This is a genomic window from Verrucomicrobiota bacterium JB022, from assembly GCA_030673845.1.
GTDB lineage: Bacteria > Verrucomicrobiota > Verrucomicrobiia > Opitutales > Oceanipulchritudinaceae > WOUP01.
This window is the reverse complement of record JAUTCQ010000015.1, coordinates 68,880-87,805: the sequence shown is the minus strand read 5'-3', so window position 1 is coordinate 87,805 and position 18,926 is coordinate 68,880. Positions and strand designations below refer to the sequence as shown.

Annotated in this window: 16 protein-coding genes and 1 pseudogene; 7 read left to right on the top strand and 10 right to left on the bottom strand. The window is 61.8% G+C overall.

What is annotated here, in order from left to right:
* Nucleotides 1-37: 37 nt before the first annotated feature.
* The 6 genes from Q7P63_10920 to Q7P63_10895 all read right to left on the bottom strand — a co-directional run bounded on the left by Q7P63_10920 (nt 38) and on the right by Q7P63_10895 (nt 4,741).
* Nucleotides 38-1,339: a sigma-70 family RNA polymerase sigma factor gene (locus Q7P63_10920; GenBank protein MDP0500600.1), complete on the bottom strand. Its 1,302-nt coding sequence runs from the start codon at nt 1,337-1,339 to the stop codon at nt 38-40.
* A gap of 13 nt (nt 1,340-1,352) precedes the next feature.
* Nucleotides 1,353-1,778 carry a YciI family protein gene (locus Q7P63_10915; protein MDP0500599.1) on the bottom strand — a complete coding sequence of 142 codons (426 nt, stop codon included), beginning with the start codon at nt 1,776-1,778 and terminating at the stop codon, nt 1,353-1,355.
* A 21-nt stretch (nt 1,779-1,799) separates the two neighbouring features.
* Nucleotides 1,800-2,213: a YciI family protein gene (locus Q7P63_10910; GenBank protein ID MDP0500598.1), complete on the bottom strand. Its 414-nt coding sequence runs from the start codon at nt 2,211-2,213 to the stop codon at nt 1,800-1,802.
* Between the two features lie 83 nt (nt 2,214-2,296).
* On the bottom strand, nt 2,297-2,686 hold the full coding sequence (locus Q7P63_10905; protein MDP0500597.1) for a hypothetical protein: 390 nt from the start codon (nt 2,684-2,686) through the stop codon (nt 2,297-2,299).
* 133 nt (nt 2,687-2,819) lie between these two features.
* A complete protein-coding gene (locus Q7P63_10900) occupies nt 2,820-3,215 on the bottom strand; it encodes a DUF1428 domain-containing protein (GenBank protein ID MDP0500596.1) in 396 nt (131 codons plus the stop codon).
* 68 nt (nt 3,216-3,283) lie between these two features.
* A complete protein-coding gene (locus tag Q7P63_10895; protein MDP0500595.1) occupies nt 3,284-4,741 on the bottom strand; it encodes a PLP-dependent aminotransferase family protein in 1,458 nt (485 codons plus the stop codon).
* Between the two features lie 66 nt (nt 4,742-4,807).
* Between Q7P63_10895 and Q7P63_10890 the strand changes: the two genes are divergently transcribed.
* Nucleotides 4,808-5,269 carry a carboxymuconolactone decarboxylase family protein gene (locus Q7P63_10890; GenBank protein ID MDP0500594.1) on the top strand — a complete coding sequence of 154 codons (462 nt, stop codon included), beginning with the start codon at nt 4,808-4,810 and terminating at the stop codon, nt 5,267-5,269.
* Between the two features lie 335 nt (nt 5,270-5,604).
* Here Q7P63_10890 and Q7P63_10885 read toward each other — a convergent pair whose 3' ends face one another.
* From Q7P63_10885 to Q7P63_10875, 3 genes and pseudogenes are all read right to left on the bottom strand, one after another.
* Nucleotides 5,605-6,543, bottom strand: a complete 939-nt coding sequence (locus Q7P63_10885) for an NAD(P)-dependent oxidoreductase (protein ID MDP0500593.1) — start codon at nt 6,541-6,543, stop codon at nt 5,605-5,607.
* 21 nt (nt 6,544-6,564) lie between these two features.
* A pseudogene (locus tag Q7P63_10880) lies at nt 6,565-7,194 on the bottom strand (alpha/beta hydrolase).
* Between the two features lie 245 nt (nt 7,195-7,439).
* Complete coding sequence (locus Q7P63_10875; protein ID MDP0500592.1) at nt 7,440-8,495, bottom strand: LamG-like jellyroll fold domain-containing protein; 1,056 nt, start codon at nt 8,493-8,495, stop codon at nt 7,440-7,442.
* Nucleotides 8,496-9,357: 862 nt separating this feature from the next.
* Between Q7P63_10875 and Q7P63_10870 the strand changes: the two genes are divergently transcribed.
* Together Q7P63_10870 and Q7P63_10865 are read left to right on the top strand one after the other, a co-directional pair.
* Nucleotides 9,358-9,714: a DMT family protein gene (locus Q7P63_10870; GenBank protein MDP0500591.1), complete on the top strand. Its 357-nt coding sequence runs from the start codon at nt 9,358-9,360 to the stop codon at nt 9,712-9,714.
* A gap of 46 nt (nt 9,715-9,760) precedes the next feature.
* Nucleotides 9,761-10,753: a Gfo/Idh/MocA family oxidoreductase gene (locus tag Q7P63_10865; protein MDP0500590.1), complete on the top strand. Its 993-nt coding sequence runs from the start codon at nt 9,761-9,763 to the stop codon at nt 10,751-10,753.
* Between the two features lie 3 nt (nt 10,754-10,756).
* Here the strand turns inward: Q7P63_10865 and Q7P63_10860 are convergent, their stop codons facing one another.
* Nucleotides 10,757-11,917, bottom strand: coding sequence for a glycosyltransferase family 4 protein (locus Q7P63_10860; protein ID MDP0500589.1), 1,161 nt, complete (start codon nt 11,915-11,917; stop codon nt 10,757-10,759).
* Between the two features lie 115 nt (nt 11,918-12,032).
* Here Q7P63_10860 and Q7P63_10855 point away from each other — a divergent pair, with 115 nt between their 5' ends.
* From Q7P63_10855 to Q7P63_10840, 4 genes are all read left to right on the top strand, one after another.
* The gene (locus Q7P63_10855) at nt 12,033-14,333 is read left to right on the top strand and encodes an RNB domain-containing ribonuclease (GenBank protein ID MDP0500588.1); all 2,301 of its coding nucleotides are present in this window, start codon (nt 12,033-12,035) and stop codon (nt 14,331-14,333) included.
* Nucleotides 14,334-14,622: 289 nt separating this feature from the next.
* Nucleotides 14,623-17,469, top strand: coding sequence for a hypothetical protein (locus Q7P63_10850; GenBank protein MDP0500587.1), 2,847 nt, complete (start codon nt 14,623-14,625; stop codon nt 17,467-17,469).
* Nucleotides 17,470-17,693: 224 nt separating this feature from the next.
* The gene (locus Q7P63_10845) at nt 17,694-18,257 is read left to right on the top strand and encodes a type 1 glutamine amidotransferase domain-containing protein (GenBank protein MDP0500586.1); all 564 of its coding nucleotides are present in this window, start codon (nt 17,694-17,696) and stop codon (nt 18,255-18,257) included.
* Between the two features lie 4 nt (nt 18,258-18,261).
* A complete protein-coding gene (locus Q7P63_10840; GenBank protein ID MDP0500585.1) occupies nt 18,262-18,897 on the top strand; it encodes a PRC-barrel domain-containing protein in 636 nt (211 codons plus the stop codon).
* Nucleotides 18,898-18,926: the final 29 nt, after the last annotated feature.

Sequence of the window (18,926 nt, the reverse complement as noted above, 5' to 3'; positions counted from 1 at the left end):
GTCCTTGGTGAGAGAATTTCCTTTCCAACTCCCCCCTTCAAGCCCCATCGCGGCCTAGTTCACGGAGGCGTTGGCGGAGGTGGGCTTGCTCGGTGGGGAGAGAGGTGAGGCGGAGGGCTTCTTCCCAATGGTCGGCCGCTTGCTGGAAGTGCTCCAAACGCGCCTCGAAGTCGCCCATGACCGCGTAGAGCAGGTGGTAGGAATCGAGCTGGTGGCGATTGATCAGGCTTTCGATGGCCTCCATGCCGGCGGCGGGGCCAAAGACCTGCCCCACGGCCACCGCACGGTTGAGCGCGTAAACGGGTGACTCGTTGAGCTGCACCAGTTGGTCGTAGAGGCGCAGGATGCGGCCCCAGTCGGTCTGTTCGTATTCGCGGGCGGTGCAGTGGCAGGCGGCGATGGCGGCCTGCAGGTGATACTCGGTCAAGTCCTCGCCCCGGGCGGCCGCGTTGAGCTGCATCAGCCCTTCGCCGATGAGGCCGTAATTCCACTGCGTGCGGTCCTGCTCGCTGAGCCGCATCAGGTTGCCGTTGTCGTCGATCCGGGCCTGACGGCGGGCCTCGGTAAAGAGCATGAGGGCCAGCAGCGCGTGGGCGGGCGGCGACACAGCGGCGGGGTGCTCGACGACCATGCGCGCGAGGCGGATGGCTTCGGCGCAGATCTCTTCCTTGATCATGCGCTCGCCGCTGGTGGCGTGGTAGCCCTCGTTGAAGAGCAGGTAGAGCACCTTGAGCACGCCCTCCTGCCGCTCGCGCAGCTCCGGGCCAGCCGGGATTTCGAGCGGGATCGCCTCGTCGCGGATCTTCTGACGCGCACGGGTCAGGCGCTTGGCCATGGCAGGCTCGGCACAGAGGAAGGCGCGGGCAATTTCGCTGGTGCTGAAACCGCCCAGAGTCTTGAGCGCGAGGGCCACCTGCGCTTCTTCCGGCAGGGCCGGGTGGCAACAGGCGAAGATCAGCCGCAGTCGGGCATCGCGCACCTCGGCCTCGAACATCGGGTCGGACGTGTCGAGCGTGCTCAACTGCTGCTCGACGTTGGTCACGATCTGCGGCTGCTTGATGCGGAAGGTGCGCTCGCGGCGGATCGCGTCGAGCGCGAGGCGCCGGGCGGTCTGGAAGAGCCACGCGGCCGGCTCGTCGGGCACGCCGTGGTAGGGCCACACCTGCAGCGCCCGCACCATCGCATCCTGCACCACATCTTCGGCCAGCTGCAGGCGGTCGAGCCCGAAGATGCCGGTGAGCATCGAGACGAGTCGACCCGCTTCCTGCCGGAAGAGGTGGGCGGTGAGGCGCGGCACATCGCGGTGCACCGGCACAGGTTGGGCGGGCGTGGCCGTCATGGCATCAGGCCGATCAGGCTGTTTCGGCAGCGGCGAGTTGCTTTACCCGAGCCAGCAGCGGGCAGGCGGTGGCGATCTGGCGCACCTCCACCTTCATACCGTAGGGCACCCAAGGGCCGCTGGCAGCGATCTCAATCGCCTCTTCGCGGGTTTCGACGTTGAGGATCAGGAAGCCGCCGATGGCCTCCTTGGTCTCGGCAAAAGGCCCGTCGACCACCGTTTGCCCTTCGCGGTGCGATACCAGGGAAGTTTCGTCGGTCAACGGGTGGCCCAGCTTGACCTTGTTCTGGCGATAGAGCCCTTCAAACCACTCCATCACGTTGTTCATGAGGGCCTCCATCTCGTCGGGCGGGCAACCCAGAGTCCACTCCGAGCCACGGAAGAGGATCATGTAGTCGGGTTGGGCGTCGTGCAGTGCTTTCAAGCCGTCAGATTCCATAGTGTACGATCGGTAAAAGGTTCAGGCGAGCGCTTCGACATACTGGCGCGTGCGCATGTAGACGGGGCAGGATTCGGCCAAGGGGCGCACCTCGATCGTCATGCCGTAGTCGAGATGGGGGGCGCTACTCGCGATCTCCACCGATTCCTCCATCGTGGAGATGTTGAGGATCACGAAGCCCGCAACGGCTTCCTTGGATTCGGCAAACGGCCCGTCGACCACCGTACGGCCCCCTTGGCGGGAGACGCGCATGCAGCGCTCGAAGAGGGGCTTGCCGTCCACCATCACGCCAGACTCGGAGAGGTTGTCGAACCAGCCGAAGATGCGGTCGAGCGCGCCTTGCAGCTCGGCCGGCGAATAATTGCGGTCCCACTCGTTGTTGCGGATGAGCAGCATGTATTGTGGGGGCGTCTTGGTTTCGGCAGAAGTTTCCATGGTCGTGTTTCCTTTCAGGTTCACTGTCTCGACGAACGAACAGAGCGCGCGAGGACAGACCGGCGCGATTTTTACGAAAAAACTCAGTCGGCGCGCGCGAGCCCGGCGAAACGCTTGCCGCCCGCGAGCAGCAGGAAGAGCGCGAGCACCACGATGGCGATGAGGATGGGGCTGAAGAGCCCTTCTCCAGCCATCACGAAGTAGTGGAAGGCGATGATGTTGACGATGATGGGCCCGACGATCAGCAGCCCGAAGTTGCGCGTGATGGGGATGGCGACGAGCAGCCCGCCGATCAGTTCCATAACTTTCACGAAATCCATGTAGCCGGTAGGCATGAAAGCGGCGTTGAAGTGCGCGGGCGCCGAGTCTGCCGGGAACTCCGGCTGGGGCATCTCCATAAAGAAATACATCAAGGCAAAAGCCACGAAGGCGAGGCCGAGCAGGGCTCCGGCAATATTGACGGCAATTTTCATAGCGGGCGGATAATCAGAGGTGGACGGAGAGAATCAGGCGTTGCGCGCCGGGCAAGGGAGGAGGTTAAGCAAAGTTATGCAGCGGATCAAGCTTGCTAATGATCGCCCTCCTCCCTCGACCGAGTGGCGATTCCTACAGCGAGACGATGGTGCGGAAGCCGCCGTAAGCGATGCGCTTGCAGTCGAAGATGTCGGGCCCCTGCATCAGGTCATGGATGCGTTGGTCGGCCATCACCTTGGCGTTCACGGCGTCGCGCTGCTCGCGCGACTGGTAGACGATCCACGAGAAAACCACGGTCTCGCCCTCCTTGGCCTGCGCCATTTTCGGAAACGGCACATGGTCCTTTGCCTCGAGGTCGTCGCCCACCGTTTCCATAAAGGCGAGCGCGCCGTGTTCGCGCCAGATCTTGCCCGCCGCGGCGGCCATCTTGCGGTATTGCTCCACGTTTTCTTTCGCGATCACGAGGACGAAGCCGTCCACGTAAGGCAGGTTCTGGGTCGTTTCAGAAGAGGTCGATTGTGTTTCCATAGGTCGGGTTGGTTGGCGTGTTCAACCCTATGACGAAACAGCCCCGCCAGCGAGGACACTGCCGCTCACTATTTTGTGAGTGATTTGTCCAGCACCCGGGCGACCGCTTCGGCACCACGGCGCAACTCCGCTTCGGAAGCGGCGGCAAAGCCCAGGAGAAGCCCGTGGCGAGCCTGAAACGGATCGGCGTAGGCGGTCGAAATGGGCAGGGCCTCGACGTCCACTTCTTGCAGCGCCCGCACCAGTTCACAGTCGTCTACCCCTGCTGGCAGCCACGCCGCCGCCTGCAGGCCCGCATGCGCCGTCTCCAGCCGCAGGCGTTCGCCCCAGTGCGCCTGCGCCAGCTCGGCCAACAAGGCGCGTCGGCCCGCGTACAGCTCGCGCATCCGCCGCATGTGCTGCGCAAACTGCCCCTGCGCGATAAACTCCGCCAGCACCGCCTGCTCGATCACCGGTGGGAAGCGATCGACCAGGGCGCGGAATTGCAACAAGGGCTCGACCAAGGCCGGAGGCACGACCATGCAACCCAGCCTGATCGCCGGGAAGAGCAGCTTGGTAAAGGTGAAAGCGTAGAGCACGCCGTCGCGATCAAGGCTTTGCAGACTCGCCACCGGCCGCCCGTCGAAGCGGTATTCACCATCGTAATCGTCCTCAAAGATCCAGGCTCCTGTGGTCCGCGCCCACTCCAGCAGCCGCAGGCGACGCTCCAGCCCCAGCAGAGCGCCCGTCGGGAAGTGGTGCGCCGGGGTGACGTAGCAGAGGTTGGCCGCTCTTGGTAGTGCATCGACCCGCAGGCCCTGGCCGTCAACCGGCACCGGCTGGACGCCCCACCCCGCCTGTTGCAGGACGGGGGTAGCGCCAACGTAACCTGGCTCTTCCATCACCGCCAGTGCGCCGGGCTTTGCCAACAGCCGCGCCACGAGATCGAAGGCTTGCTGGGTGCCGGAGGTAATGAAGACTTGCTCCGGCGAAGCCTGTATGCCCCGCGCCTGCGCCAAATAGCCTGCGACCGCCACTCGCAAGGGCTCCCAGCCCCGAGCGTCGCCACCGGCCAGATCGCGCGCCGTCAGCCGCCGCAGGACCCGCCCGTGCAGGCGCGCCCACTGGTCGAGCGGGAAGGCATCCAACGCGGGCTGGTTGGCCCGAAATGCCCGCTGCTCGTGCCCCTCCGGTCGTACCGGGAAGGGTTGGGCCTTCGTCTTGGGTAGGGCCCGGCGCGATGGCTCGCTCTCGATACGCGGAGGCTGGAGATGGGTGGGCTTGGCCAAGGCACTTGCCACGACACTGCCAGAGCCGACCTTGCTCTCCACATAGCCTTCGAGCGCCAACTGCTCATACACCGCCACCACCGTACCGCGGGCAATGGTGTGTTGCCGGGCAAGGTTGCGTGTCGAGGGCAGGCGGCTGCCCGGCGGGAGTTGCCCCGCCAGAATACGGTCGCGCAACTCACGATAGAGCCAGCGTTGCCAGGTCTCACCCAGGCGAGGGGGCGGCAGGGCGATATCTTGATGAGGAGCGCGGCGCATAATGGTCCAATTAATTACACCCGAAATGGACCTACTGCATAAACCATTTCAGGTTAAGATCCCAGCATGGAACCACGACTCGATTACTTTCCTTTTGCACAACCGGCCCTGAAGGCCCAGATGAGCATCGAAGGCTACCTCAAACAAAGCAGCCTCGGGCACAAGCTGCTGGAGCTGGTGAAGCTCCGGGTATCGCAGATCAACGGCTGCGCGTTCTGCGTCAACATGCACATCAACCTGCTGCGCGAAGCAGGAGTGCCGACCGAAAAGATCGACTTGCTGGTGGTCTGGCGCGAGAGCCCCGTCTATACCGCTCGCGAACGTGCCGCCTTCGAATGGGCCGAGAGTGTGACGCTGCTGGCCGACACGGGCGTGCCCGACGCCACCTACGAAGAAGTGGCCGAGCATTTCGACGATGCCGAGCTGGTCGACCTCACCTGGAACATCGCCTCGATCAACAGCTGGAACCGCCTCAGCGTCTCGTTCCGCAAGCTGCCCGAAATCAAGCAGGCAGCGGTGCGGGCATAATCCTCTTCAACCTCACACAAAAAAGCACCCCGAGGTATGCCCTTTCGCAGTGGCACCCCCTCCGGGGTGCAGCCTTTGGTTCAGAACGATCCGGTGGTGTCGGACGCCAAGCGTCCTCAACCACCGGCTATTTCGCTAGCATCCCTTCAGGATGCTGGATCATGCAGCAAGCCAGAGGCTTGCCAGCTCTTAGCGCGGGGTTGAGGTCCGCAGTAGCGGACCGATACCCCGGGTGATCAAGGTCAAGAATGCACCCCGGAGGGGTGCCACCAAAGATTTAACAAACGGTCAAATTGCCAAGACTTCATTCCGTCTTTGTCCGCTCAACAGCGGCTCTAATCCCGCTTGATCTTGCAGCTTTGGCTGGCGTGGCGGTCGGGGAAGGTCAGCTCGGCAATGGCGGACTTATCGAGATGGCCGAGGCCGATGGCGGTCAGCTGGTCGTACTGCATGCGCGTGGCGGTGGCGAGCGGCAGGCTGAGGCCGAGGGTTTGCGCGAGCTGCAGGGCGATACCGCTGTCCTTGGCCGCATGGGCGCCGGAGAAGTAGGTCTCGTGCTCGCGAGCAATCATGTCGTCGCCGTCGGTCTCGAGCACCCGGCTATTGGCACCGGTGCGGGAGAAGATCTGCTTCACCATCACCGGGTCGAGCCCGAGGGCCGTGGCCAGGCCAAGGCCTTCGGCCAGCCCAGCCGTGTTGATGTTCATCACCATGTTGACGAGCGCCTTGACCTGCGCCGCCGTGCCGGCACCCCCGGTGTAATACAGGGAGCTGCTCATATCTTCGAGCAGCGGGCGCAGGCGGTCGAAGACCTGGGGCTCACCGCCGACCATGAGGAAGAGCGTGCCGCTGCGCGCCTGCGGGATGCTCGATGCCATGGGGGCTTCGAGGCTGTAGGCGCCGATTGACTTGGCCGCCTTCTCCACCTCCTGATGGATGGCGGGGGTGATGGTGGCGCAATTGATGAAGGTCTTGCCCGCCGCGCCGAGCAGCAGGTTGTCTTCGTCGCCAAAGAAGATGGCGCGCATGGCGGCGTCGTTCGTCACCACAGTGAGGATCACATCGGCGTGCGCGGTGACGTCGGCGAGCTTTTCCACCGCTTGCGTATCGAGTTCGGCGGCCAGTTGCTGGGCCGATTCGCGGTGGATGTCGTAGACCGCCGAGACGCGGTAGCCGGAGTCAAATTGCAGGTGGCGGGCGATATTGGCGCCCATGCGCCCCACCCCGACGAGGCCGACGCGCAGCTTTTCGCGCGCAACCCCGGCAATCTGCACCGGAGCGGCCCCGACTTGCTGTTGCAGCCAGGAAACGACGGTGGCCGTCATCTCGCCGAGCGCTTCGCCGTTGAACATGTGGTCGCCCCCTTCGATGGGGTGCCAGGCCTTCGGACAGCGCAGGGCTTCGTAAAACGCGCGGCCTTCGCGCACCGGCACGAGATCGTCGGCCGTACCGTGCACCACGAGCGTGGGGCACTGGATGTCGCCCGCGTGCGGCAGGGTGCTGCGGATGTGCGTGAGGTCGTCGACAAAGCACTGGCTGAGCGGGAAGCCTTCTTCGCCCCACATCTCGTCCTGGCCGGGCGTGTGGTCGCCAAATTCGTCCACCACAAAGCGCTTGGTCTCGACCATGCCGGCCAGGGAGACGAAGCCCTTGATGCTGAAGGCGCGCTCTAGGGTAAGCGTACCGACCGCGCCGCCCATGCTGTGGCCTACGTAGTAGAGCTCGCGACCGGCGCATTGCGCGATGACGGCCCGGAGGTCTGCTACTTCCTTGGTGATGGTGGCGGCGGCGAAGTCGCCCTCCGAACCGCCATTGCCGGCGTAGGAAAAGCGCACGGCGTCGAAGCCGGCGGCGGCCAACGCCTTGGCCAGCGCGACGGCCCAGGGCCGGTCCTTGTTGGCCGTGAGGCCGTGGCCGATCAGCACCAGCGGTGCGGCGCCCTCGGCCTTGCCCTCAGCGGCATGCCAAGTGGCGTCGAGGCGTTCGCCCAAGTGATTGGTAAGAGTCGGGAATGTGTTGGAAACAGGCACCTTGCTTACACCGAAAGCACAAAAATGGGTATTTCACAAGGCGGGGGTGCCGAGAATACAGCCCCTCAAATATAAAAAAGCTCCCGGCAGCAAAGCCGGGAGCCAAAGATGGATAAAACACTCAGGCAGTCCGCCCCGGCTTAGTCCATGATGTTGAGAATCGACATGTCTTCGAGGTTCGTGAAGACGCGCGGATTGTCGGTGCCGATGTGGTACTCCAGGTCATCATCCAGCGTGTAGCTGTAGATGCGGGGGTAGTTGTTGCGGCTGAAGACGATCCAGCGCAGCTTTTGGTCGTAGGCGGTGTAGACTTCGTCATCGGGACGCAGGGTCAGGTAGGCGAAGTTGAGCCAGCCGTGCTCTTGGTGCCACACGTCCGGGAAGCTGGAGATGTCGACGATGCCGTAGAAGGGCAGATCATGCAGGCCACCACCGATGTCGACGAGGCCCGGGAAGAAGAAGAAGGGATAGTCTTCTTCGTAGATGTCATTCACTTCCGAGCCGGAGAGGATGCGGTTGTAGATGCGGATCTCGTCGATGTAGCCTTGATAGCCACGGTAGAGCTGCGGGTTGTTGCCGATCGAGGCGCGGAAGGAATAGCCGATGGCGTTACCGGCGGCGGGCGGCGGGACGTGGTCGAGGATCTTCGTTTCCGGGGCGCCATTCACGTAGAAGGTGGGGGCGTTGGCAACGTTGGTGCGGTCAAACGACACGCCGACGTGCATCCACGTCTCGGCGTAGTTGTAGGGCAGCACGATGCGCCACTTGGCACGGGCCTGACCGCCACCGGTCTTGAAGTCCTGTTCGAACACGAGGTCGACCTTATATTCGTCGTAGGAGACGAAGAAACGGTAGCCGTTGGTTTCCACCACGCGGGGGTTTTGCGGGAAGACCGTCTCGCTGCCCGGCTTGACCCAGGCGGTGATGGTGATCTGGGGAGAGTCGGTCGAGGTCCAGATAGCGCCGTCGTCGGCATCGTAGGTGCGCAGCGCACCGTACTTCATGCCGTCGGCGACCTGTTCGGCACCACCGACCAACATGGCGTCATGACCATTGCCCGTAGCGTCGATCGCGGTAGCAGAACCGGTATCGTCGAAGGTCCAGTGTGCGAGCAGACCCGCGGTCGGGGCTGCAGCCTGCATGGCAAAGGGGGTGAGCATTGCGCCCACCGCAAAGAATAAGCGATTCAGTTTCATTCTGTGAACGAGTTGAGTGTGACTAGAGGGGAGCACCCCTGAGCCTCCAAAAACACTTTACGTACCACTTCGCTGCATTGTTTTCCCCAACCTGCGGATCGCCTCTCATCATCAAGGGTTTTTACGATGCCACCCGGCCCTTTTACCACTACTTCACAATCGGGAATAGACGCTACATTTCAAAATGAAATGGCAAAAAGCACACACCTTTAACAACCTGCACGATTAGGGCTAGGCAGAGAGCAAAGCGACTACTCAATACACCCAATAACCTCTATATAACACCCTACCAGCCAGGCGCTCGACGAAAAAGCTCCCAATCCTGAAACACGCAAAATCTATCCCCTATATTATTAATCCAGAGGGTCTTAAAAAATCCTGCTCAAAAGCAGGGCTAAAGCACCTAACCTTGTTTTTGATCACCATAGACCGAACGCTCGTCTAAAATAAGGGTCTATCACTCAGGTGAAATATGAGCTTCAGTTCACACCGCGCAATCCCCCTACAAACGTGAATTGCAAATCGCCTCTCAAAACGTGTAACTGATCGTGCGCCATGCGTTTTAGTACACTTTATGCAATACCACAGGCCTGTATCCGTGCAGATTGCGCTTGGATTATTACGCATACCTACCGGGGTCTTTTGAAATCCTAAAAGAGGCCTTATTTTTTATTTTATAGGTGTTACATCCCAAACAATAAAAACATCCGTTCTTGCTGTTCATAACGTGTTAAAAATTGTTTAGGATTTTTACACACGGACGAGACAGATGCATTTCGCAAAGACGAATTTCGTAACGCTGCGCTCGCCTCACCCTTGCAGCGGGGCTACCGGTATCGTATCAGATGCAGCTTCCTACGCCATGAAGCCCTACTTCATCACCGTCGCCCTGCTTTGCTGCAGCAATTTCTTCATGCTCTACGCCTGGTATGGGCACCTGAAGAACCAGGCCCACCAGCCGTGGGTCATCGCTGCGCTCGTCAGCTGGGGCATTGCGCTCTTCGAGTATCTACTGCAGGTGCCGGCTAACCGGACCGGACACACTGTGATGAGCGTCGCGCAGCTCAAAATCCTGCAAGAAGTGATTTCACTCACGATCTTTGTCCCGTTTTCCCTCCTGATCATGCGCGAGCGGCTCACCTGGGATTATCTCTGGGCAGGGCTCTGCATCTGCGGCGCCGTCTTTTTTATCTTCCGCCGCCAATTGATGGCCGGATGAGCATTGCAGATTGGCAGACGCGCTGCCCGCCGTTAACGTGCGCCGCATGAAACCCGTGCATTGGGCCATTGTCGGCACCGGCGACATCGCGAGCGAGTTCGCCCGGGGCCTGAAACAGCTTCCGGGGCAGGCCGTGCGCTATGCCGTCGTCTCCCGCACCCACGAACGCGCCCAGCGTTTTGCGGAAAAATACGGTTTCGCCACCGCCACCGACGACTTCGACGCCGTGTTGGCCGACCCGAAGGTGCGAGCCGTGTATATCGCCACGCCCCACCCCGCGCACTTTGCCACTGCTCGCGACGCGTTGCAGGCAGGTAAAGCGGTGCTGTGCGAAAAGCCCGTAACCCTCAACGCGCGGCAATTTGACGAATTGCAACGCCTCGCCGTCGCCCAGGGCGCATTTTTCATGGAAGCGATGAAGACACCCTTCCAGCCCGCCATCCAGCGCGCAATGGAGCTGGTAGACAGGGGCGACCTCGGCCCCATCCGCCACCTGGAGGCCAGCTTTTGCTTTCATGCACCGCGCAAGGAGGGCAGCCGCTTTTACGAACCCAGCCTGGGCGGAGGCGGCCTGCTGGACGTCGGCGTCTACCCGCTCTCTCTGGCCTACCTGCTCCTCGGCGCGCCCGAGTCAACCGATTCCGCCCTGCAGATGGGGCCGACCGGCGTCGACGAACAAGCCGCCCTGCTCTGCCGCTACGCCAGCGGCGCCAGCGCTTTCCTGCGCTGCGGGATTTACGGCAGCCAGGAAGAAAGCATCCGCATCTTTTGCGAAGACGGGCAGATCGAGCTGCTGCACCTGCGCCGCTGGGATCCACAAGGCATCCGCTGGCGCGCCTACCACGGGGAATGGCAGGAAGAAGCCTACCCCACCGACGGCAGCCCCCTCTCCTTCGAAGCCGAAGAAGTCTACCACTGCCTCGCCGAAGGCTTGAAGGAGAGCGCCGTCGTCCCCCACCGCCAGACCCACGCTGTGCTCGCCCAGATCGACGCCCTGCGCTCCAAAGTCGGTCTGGTCTACCCGGGGGATGCGGAGTAGTCATTACCCTTGAGCGGCCAGCTCCATGCAGCGGGCCAGTCGCCGGGCATTGCGCCGAATATCAAACTCCTGCGACAACAAGGCACGGCAGGCCTCTCCCATGGCCGCTCGCTCCGCCCCGTTTTTCTCCAGCAGGCGCGCCATCGCAGCAGCGAGCGGGGCCGGTTCTCCCTTGGGCACCAAGTAGCCGTGCACGTCGTCCACAAATCCACGTGGGCGGCCGACGCAGTCGCTCATGATAACCGGCAGGCCTGCGCCGAAAGCTTCCAGCACGGCCAGCGGAAAGCCCTCCCACATTGCCGGGTGCACGTACCCGTCGCTCGCATGATGGAGGGCGGCCACGTCGTTGCGCCAACCGAGGAAATGCACGCTATCGTGCAGCTCGAGCTCTTCCGCCATCTTGAGCAAGCGGGCCTTGTAAGCCTCTTCCGCCGCCATGCCCGAGCCCGCATCGCCCACCAGCAACAAGCGCGCGTGCGGAAAACGGCGCACGAAATGAGCCCACGCCTCCAGCAAGACAAGCTGGCCTTTTTGCTCCCCCAGCCGCCCGACGCAGGTAAATGCAAAGTGATGTGGCTCCAGCCCCAGCTCCGCCCGCAAAGCTTCCCGCGCCCCAGGCTCGAAGGTGGAGAGTTGCGACGGGTCGATCGCATTGTGCACGCAGACCACGTTTTCCGCCGGCACATCGAAGCGGCGAATCGTCTCCGCCTCCGTCGCCCCCGAAGAAGCGATCGCCAAGTCTGTACTCGCCCACATGGAGAGGCCATAGAGCGCCCCCTTTATTCTGCCTCCCACCCCCGCGCCAAACATACGGAGGTTCTGGACCTGCGGGGCGTAAGGCACCCGCGCGAGCAGCGCCGCCCAAGCCGTCGTCTTCACGTCCCCCTGATTCATGCTGCTGGCGAGCTGTACTCCGCGCTGGCGCATCAACACCGCCAGCCGCCACACCAGCAACGGATTGGCTACCGTCAGAAAATTCCCCAAGTGCAGCACTTCAAAGCCCTCGGCGCGTAGCCTCGGGACAATCGACTCGCCCTCTTTCGGCGGCTCTTGCGAAACGCAGATCACTTCATGGCCCGCGTCGCGCAGCGCCTTGACATAGCTGAGGCCCATCCGGCTAGCGCCGGTAAAATCACTGATGGCAAAGGTGAACAGGATCTTCATGAGAAAGCAGAGAGGGACGGCTGGGACCATGCCGCCCCTACCCCCACCGCGCAAGCCCCGAGTCCACCAGCGTATCGCGCATTGCCAGTACGGCTAGTACCTGTATTATAATGGGATGTTCTATCTCCCTCGCTTGCTTGAGCACCTCAAGCGCAAAGACTACATCCCGCAAACGGTTGACCGCCTGGCTGAGGCCCTGCAGGTCCCGGAAGAGGAGTTCCCGGAGTTCCGCGCGGAGGTCAACAAGCACCTGCGCCAGGGCACGCTCGTCAAACTGAAGAAGAACCGCGTCTGCCTGCCGCGCGACGCCGACCTCGTGACGGGTATCGTTCGCTTTCGCCAAAGCGGCTCGGCCATCCTGCTGCGCGACCCTGACAGCACGGGCAAACAACTGCCCCCGCTCCAGATCCGCGCCGAAGACACCAGCACCGCCCTGCATGGCGACCGCGTGGTCGCCCGCCTCAACCACCGCAAGCCGCGCCGCCGCGTCCACCGCACCAAGGAAGGCGGTGCCGTCTCCGTGATCGAGCAGGAAGAAGAAACCGGGCGCATCATCCGCATCCTGGAGCGCGCACACCCCACCATTACCGGCACCCTGCGACAGAGCCGCCGCTACTGGTTCGTCATCCCCGACGAGCCTCGCATCGTGCACGACATCCTCGTCAACGCCCCCGAAAGCACGGGGCTCGACCCGGCTCCAAAGATCGACGACAAGGTGGTCGTGCAGCTGATGGAGTGGGAAAAGCCGCACCTCGCCCCCGAAGGCGAGATCATCGAAGTGCTCGGCCGCACCCACACGCCGGGTGCCGAGTACAAGGCGTTGCTCCACCAGTATTCACTCGATCCGGAATTCCCGGACGACGTCATGCGCGAAGTCCGCGAATTGCCGGACAAGGTGACGCCGCAGCAACTGCAGGAGCGCCTCGACCTGCGCGACCAGTTCGTCTTCACCATCGACCCGCAGGACGCCAAGGACTTCGACGATGCCCTCAGCATCGAGGAAGACGACGATGGCAACGTGACCGTGGGCGTGCACATCGCCGACGTCAGCGCCTACGTGAAGCCCGGCACCGCCCTCGATCAGGAAGCCCGTCGCCGCGGCAACAGTACTTACCTGGTAGGCCGCGTGATCCCCATGCTGCCCCACGCCCTCTCCAACGGCGTCTGCTCACTGGTGGAAGGCGAGGATCGCCTGACCAAGAGCGTCTTCCTCAAATACTCCAAAGGCGGCAAGCTGCTGGACACGACTTTTGCCAACACCGTCATCTTCTCCCGCAAGCGCCTGACCTACGAACAGGCCTATGCGCTGTTGTTTGAGGACGACCTCGACAAGGTCCGCGCCATGCCCCGGCCGCCCGCACACCAGACGGGCAGCACCGGCCGCGCGCTCGACACCTTGAGCAACGACGAGCTGGGCCAGATCAAGGCCAAGCTGCAACAGCTCTGGGGCGTGGCCAAGAAACTCCGCCAAAAACGGATGCGCTACGGCAGCCTCGACCTCGACATGCCCGAGTCGAAGATCTACGTCGACCCCGAAGGCTGGGCCGACCGGATCGTGAAGATCGAGCACGACGAGAGTCACCAGCTGATCGAGGAATTCATGCTGGCGGCCAACGAGGGTGTGGCCAAGGTGCTCAACCACCGCAACATCCCGCTGATCCACCGCGTGCACGACAAGCCCGACGCGGAAAAGCTCGACGACCTGAGCGAATACATGGAGCAGGTCGGCATCTCCACGGGCGACCTCTCGGTCAAGAAGCACGTGATCCAGCTGCTGCAAAAGATCAAGAGCCACCCGCAGAGCTACCTCCTGCGCGTGCAACTGCTGCGCAGCCTCAAGCAGGCCCAATATCGCGCCACGCCCGACGGCCACTACGGCCTCGGCAAGAAGGATTACACGCACTTCACCTCCCCCATCCGCCGCTATAGCGACTTGATTGTGCACCGCATCTTCGACCTGCACCTCGCCCGCAGCGGCGAGGACGCCGCCCGGAAGCGCCTCGACAAGACCCTCCCCCACTATACGCCGGAGATGCTCGCCACCATCGCGCAGCACCTCTCCATTACCGAGCAGAACAGCACCGAGGCCGAGCGCGAGTCCAACAAGATCAAGCTGCTGGAGTTCTTCGAGCGTCAACTGGAGAAGCCCAAGCGCCAGACCTTCCCCGCCATCATCACCGACGTGCGCAACCACGGCCTGTTTATCGAGCTGGTCGATTCGATGGCCTTCGGGCTCATCCCCACCAGCTCGCTTACGGACGACTTCTACTCCGTCAGCCGCGACCAGGACGCGCTCGTAGGCCGCCGCAGCAAGCGCAAGTTCAAGCTCGGCCAGCGCATCGAAGTCGTCACCTATCAGGTCGACCGCTTCAAGCGCCAGATCGACTTCACCGTGGCCGGCATGCCGGCCAACTAAGCCGCCCTGCCCAAACTTGTTTTACGAACGCCCTTCCCTTACGGGGGAGGGCGTTTTTTTGTCTGCGGTTTTGCACCCTGCGGCCCGGCGGCAGAACGCTCCTTGCCCGGCTTGGAACCCCAGAAGCGGGGTGCATGCCAGCCGGTATATTTCGGTAAATAATGCCAGTATCGTTCAATGATGCAACCGTAAGATACCTGATTTATTTGACGTATATTAACTATCAATAGAGCCGTGACACATAGAAGATATCTGATTAGGGGTAGACGCCCCAACTACGGGCAACCCTATGACAAAACTGATATCCTTACTCTGCACCACGCTCGCCGTAGGTGCATTCTCGCTACGTGGCGCTACAGCTGAGACCGATGGCGTTTACGTGCTCTCTCAAAATGTTCTTACGGCCGACGGCGACTGGAGCGACGAGCTCATTGATCTGGTTTCCGCCATCGGGACGGCCGGCCATGGCACGATCGTGATCGACGAGCCGGTTGACATCGCACAAAGCGTCACCATCGGCTCCAAGGTAAAGCTGCGCTTCGAAAATGGCGGTCGCATCACCGTTACCGGAGCCGGCACGAAGCTCACTCTCAACGGCTTGATTGAGGACACCACCGGCTGGATTATCGATGCGGATATCAGCCAGCTCGAAGGCCGGATGAAGGCCGGATGGACGCGCCCCGACTGGTTTGGCGTCGTGCAAAACGGCAAGGCGGCCAGCGGCAGCGCGGGCAGCAACGGCATCGGCGATGAAGTGGCCTTCGCCAAGGCCTTCAAAGTGGCCAGCATGATCCGCACGTATGGCACCTATCAAGTGCACGACAGCATCCAGCCCGTCACCAACCAGAACGGCCATTATACTGCCGAAGCGTTTGTCTGGGACGGCGGCTATACATCGGCCCAAGGTGTCCTGACCCAGACGACCGTATACCGCAAAGGCATCGCCCCTGCCCTCTCCCTAACCCCTCCCAGCGGCAAGCGCAACAAAGGCGTGGAGATCAAGGGGGTGCTGTTTATGGACAACTCGGCCCACACCTCTACGGTCAGCGTGCATAACAACGCAAAGGAGATGGTGCGGATTAACGACTCCAACGGCATGGTTATCTTCAATCAGGTCACGATCAACACGGCCCACTTCGTCGAATGTCTCTATAGCACCGAGATGTGGGACTCCCGCTTCATCAACTGCTACTTCAATCAGTACAAGGCCAATTCGAGCCTGCCCACCAAGGCGGCGGTGCGTCTCGGCAAGGGTGAAAACGAAACCACCAATCAGATCATCTTCGACAGCTGTGTCTTCGAGCGCTTCCAAGGCACAGCTCTACGGATCGAGGGTGGCGGCGCGTACCCCTCGGCCAACCACATCATTTTGCGTAATACCAAGATGGAGGGCGAAATGCGCGCGGGCCGCTCAGTCATTGAGCTCATCCGCACTCTCGGCGTCTACTTCGACGGCTGCACTATCACCGGCACCTTCTCTCAGGTGCCAGACGGCAGCGGGGTGGATTCCATCCTCTACCTCCAAGGCGCAAAAGGCGTCTTTGGCAGCATCAACTTCTCCGCCGGCGGCCATAGTTACGGAGTCGACTCCAACGACGATGGCCAGATCGACTACATCCACGCACGCGATGTTTACCTCAACAGTTTCCTCAAATGTGCCCGCGCACCCTATGGCGCCAAGTTTCACGAAACGGTGGGCGTCGACCTCGACGTATACGCCTACAATGCCTGGGCCAACAACGGCGCGCAGGCTTACAACAAGGGTAACAGCGAGTTTAACTACCTGCTGAATCACTCCACCAACCCATTCCAGACCGTCGCCTGGGGTGACACCGCCGGGACCGCCGAGCAGCGCAAGAAGTGGGTCAACGTGCGCCTGCACACAGGCTATGACGAGATGATCGACGCAACCAGCAGCTACGGCCAGACGCGCGTCGATACCCTTGCCGCCAAGAGCACCATCGCCACCGAAGGCGATCTGGAAGTGGAAGGCTCTGCCACCATCGCAGGAAATCTCACCCTCGAAGGCGCCGGCCAGACTCCCGTAGATGTATACTCGACCCTCAACAGCTACGCCGCCTCCCTCTCGAGCCTGGGTTCGACGATTGCCAACCAGAATGCCGCCCTTGATGGCAAACTGGATGTCTCGACTTCGGGCACCATTTCTGGCCCGGTCGACAGCGACGGCTTCCAGAACTTCGCCCACCCGATCTCGAGCTCGAAAGTCGAGGTGCTCGATCTGATGTCGGTCGACGGCTACACCAGCGTCAATCTCGGCCACACCGGCCAGACTGACGGCTGGGTGATCCCCAAGGATTCACCGCAGTGGTACCGCATTGCCCGCCTGGCCAAGCAAGACGGCGCGACCAACACTAGCGCCACCATCCAAGGTCGCCTCGTCGCAGGCCCAAAGGGCTATTGGTCGCAAAACTCTGGCTACACGGCAGAATTCGCTTTCGGCTCGCGCGGTGACGGCGCGGCGCTGGCCCCCCTGCTCAACGAATCCGGCGCGGGCAGCTACAACGGCACTTACGCCAACAACGACAACCACCGCTGGGCCGTCTACGAAGAGACCATTAATGGTGACGACTACTATGTGCTTTACTACCGCCAGGGTAACGCCTCGCCTTACGCCCATCTCCAGTTTGCCACCGGTGGGAGCGCGGTACCCATCTTGCAGCCCGTGGCCTCCTCCAGTGGAACCACCAACGCCCCCAACACCACCGGCACGCTCGTGTGGAGCAGCATGAACGGGACGCGCCAAGGCATCAACAATGGCGCACTCAATACCTACAACTCCATCGTGGCTATCAACGCCAAGGCCTACGATGTGCAATATCAGGGCTACAAGCTCTACGTAGGTGGCAAGATCTACGCAACCGAGCTTGTCACCGATCAGGCTACGTATGCCGACTTCGTTTTCGAACCGGGCTACCCACAACCCAACATCCGCGAATGGGAAGCCTATATCGCAGAACATGGCCACCTGCCCAATGTGCCTTCGGCTGAAGAGACGAAAGAAGGCATTCCTGTCAGCCAGCTACAGCAGGCCATGCTCCGCAAAATCGAAGAGCTGACGTTGATCCTGATCGAGCAAGACAAGGAAATCCAAGCCCTGCGCGAAAAGCTGCAATAGGCCTGTAGCTCACTTGAGTATGCTCCCTTAGCGCGAGGTCTCATCGACCTCGCTTTTTTGTTTCTATCCGAACTGTCCCCGCCCTTGTCGATTGAGCGAAGACACCCTGCCTGCATCGGGCAGGGTGCAAGGATCTGAAGGGTGTGGCGTTGATTTGCAGCGACTTAGGCTGCTGGCATGGGCCGTGCGCCAACGTTTGGGCAAACCTAAACCCAATACGACCCATGCAATACAACTTGAATGGCAAGAAGGTGGCCTGCCTGGTCGCCGACGGATTTGAACAGAGCGAACTTGAAAGCCCAGTAAAGGCCCTGCGAGACGCGGGCGCCAAGGTGGAAATCGTCTCCCCCAACTCCAAAGAAGTGAAGGGGTGGGACGAAGACAACTGGGGCCGCTCGGTGCCGGTAGACGTCACCATCGACGATGCCGCGCCCAGCGATTACGACGCCCTCCTGCTCCCAGGCGGCGTGCTCAACCCAGACACGTTGCGCCAGAACCACCGTGCAGTCGCCTTTGTGCGCCAATTTTTCCGCACCCACAAGCCGGTCGCCGCAATTTGCCACGGCCCGCAGATGCTGATCGAAGCCGGCGTGGTGGAAGGCCGCAAGCTGACGAGCTTTGGCTCGATCAAGCAAGACCTGATCAACGCAGGTGCCAACTGGGTGGACGAGGAAGTCGTCGTCGACCAAGGCCTCGTGACCAGCCGCAGCCCGGCCGACTTGAAGGCCTTTAACGCCAAGGCGATCGAAGAGGTGGCCGAGGGCAAGCACGCACACCAACACGCCTAGAGCCATGAGCGCCCGACTGAGTCATTTGCTCCAGTATCGGGTGGGCCGCAACGGTGAGGAGGGTCTGCGGATCGCCGACTTTCTGATCGACGAGCAGACCCGCCATGTGCGCTACCTCGTCGTCGATGGCGGCGAGTGGCTGCCCCACCGCAAGCTCCTCATCTCGCCCCACGCCATCACCGGGGTGGACAATTCGCAAAAGCTGCTGCGGACCGAGTTGGACCGCGAGCAGTTGGAGCAGAGCCCGCAGCTGGACCCTCACGCGCCTTTCTCCCGCAGCGAAGAGGAGAAGCTGGCCAGCTATTACCAGTGGCCGATGTACTGGCAGGCAATGAGCGGTGAAGGCATTACCGCGATGCCCGCCGATACCGAGCAGGGGATGGAAGACCGCGAACAGGCCGTGCGGGCCGAGTTGGACGAAGCGGAGGCGGATTCGCCGCTGCGCTCGTTCGCCGAACTGCTCCACTACCGCACCCGGCCCTCGAGCGGCCCGTCCGGGGAAGTGGAAGATGCCCTCGCCGATGAGACGACTTGGGAGATCACGGCCCTGCAGATCAAGCAGGAAGGCACGACCGAGGAGGTTTCCGCCGACCAGCTCCACGAAATCGAGTGGAACAGTCGCGAAGTGGTGCTGACGTAAACGGAGACCACCTGCTCCTGATCTTTGAG

Excerpts from the sequence above, each read along its gene's own strand:
- Q7P63_10920 (MDP0500600.1), bottom strand. The coding sequence starts at position 1,339 with ATGACGGCCACGCCCGCCCAACCTGTGCCGGTGCACCGCGATGTGCCG.
- Q7P63_10915 (MDP0500599.1), bottom strand. The coding sequence starts at position 1,778 with ATGGAATCTGACGGCTTGAAAGCACTGCACGACGCCCAACCCGACTAC.
- Q7P63_10910 (MDP0500598.1), bottom strand. The coding sequence starts at position 2,213 with ATGGAAACTTCTGCCGAAACCAAGACGCCCCCACAATACATGCTGCTC.
- Q7P63_10905 (MDP0500597.1), bottom strand. The coding sequence starts at position 2,686 with ATGAAAATTGCCGTCAATATTGCCGGAGCCCTGCTCGGCCTCGCCTTC.
- Q7P63_10900 (MDP0500596.1), bottom strand. The coding sequence starts at position 3,215 with ATGGAAACACAATCGACCTCTTCTGAAACGACCCAGAACCTGCCTTAC.
- Q7P63_10895 (MDP0500595.1), bottom strand. The coding sequence starts at position 4,741 with ATGCGCCGCGCTCCTCATCAAGATATCGCCCTGCCGCCCCCTCGCCTG.
- Q7P63_10890 (MDP0500594.1), top strand. The coding sequence starts at position 4,808 with ATGGAACCACGACTCGATTACTTTCCTTTTGCACAACCGGCCCTGAAG.
- Q7P63_10875 (MDP0500592.1), bottom strand. The coding sequence starts at position 8,495 with ATGAAACTGAATCGCTTATTCTTTGCGGTGGGCGCAATGCTCACCCCC.
- Q7P63_10870 (MDP0500591.1), top strand. The coding sequence starts at position 9,358 with ATGAAGCCCTACTTCATCACCGTCGCCCTGCTTTGCTGCAGCAATTTC.
- Q7P63_10865 (MDP0500590.1), top strand. The coding sequence starts at position 9,761 with ATGAAACCCGTGCATTGGGCCATTGTCGGCACCGGCGACATCGCGAGC.
- Q7P63_10860 (MDP0500589.1), bottom strand. The coding sequence starts at position 11,917 with ATGAAGATCCTGTTCACCTTTGCCATCAGTGATTTTACCGGCGCTAGC.
- Q7P63_10855 (MDP0500588.1), top strand. The coding sequence starts at position 12,033 with ATGTTCTATCTCCCTCGCTTGCTTGAGCACCTCAAGCGCAAAGACTAC.
- Q7P63_10850 (MDP0500587.1), top strand. The coding sequence starts at position 14,623 with ATGACAAAACTGATATCCTTACTCTGCACCACGCTCGCCGTAGGTGCA.
- Q7P63_10845 (MDP0500586.1), top strand. The coding sequence starts at position 17,694 with ATGCAATACAACTTGAATGGCAAGAAGGTGGCCTGCCTGGTCGCCGAC.
- Q7P63_10840 (MDP0500585.1), top strand. The coding sequence starts at position 18,262 with ATGAGCGCCCGACTGAGTCATTTGCTCCAGTATCGGGTGGGCCGCAAC.